The sequence below is a fragment of the Vibrio sp. 378 genome (assembly GCF_033339435.1).
This window is the reverse complement of the sequence record NZ_JAWOUO010001191.1, coordinates 1-518: the sequence shown is the minus strand read 5'-3', so window position 1 is coordinate 518 and position 518 is coordinate 1. Positions and strand designations below refer to the sequence as shown.

Below are 518 nucleotides of genomic sequence, written 5' to 3'. Positions count from 1 at the left end.
CACAACGTCAGTAGTTCTGGGTTGATGTTGTGCATGTCTGAAGACAGTTGGCCAAAACCACCGTCCATAACAGCAATCGGAACGATCATCAGTGCTGCTGCCATCAATAGGCCTTGCACTAAGTCAGTCCAAGATACCGCTAAGAAACCACCGAACAGCGTGTAAGAAACCACACAAACTGTACCAATAACTACTGCAATGCTGTAATCAAGGCCGAATACGGTTTCAAACAGTTTGCCCCCTGCAACCAAACCTGAGCTGGTGTAGAAAAGGAAGAATAGAAGAATGAAAAACGCAGAGATGGTCTGAATCAGTTTTGATTTGTCGTTGAAACGACGTGACAGGAACTCTGGCAATGTTAACGCGTCAGTTTGGATGCTGTAAGTACGCAAACGTTTTGCACTGATGAACCAGTTAGCCCATGTACCAGCAAGTAGACCACCTGCTAGCCAAAATGCCTCGATACCTGCTGCATACGCGTAACCTGGCAAACCTAGTAGCAGCCAGCCACTCATGTC

1 protein-coding gene is annotated in these 518 nt (G+C 46.9%); it reads right to left on the bottom strand.

Going from position 1 to position 518, the window contains the following annotated elements; genetic code table 11:
* Positions 1–518 (bottom strand): sodium:solute symporter family transporter (locus R7Q48_RS31085; protein WP_411979326.1); only part of this gene is annotated, 518 nt, incomplete at both ends.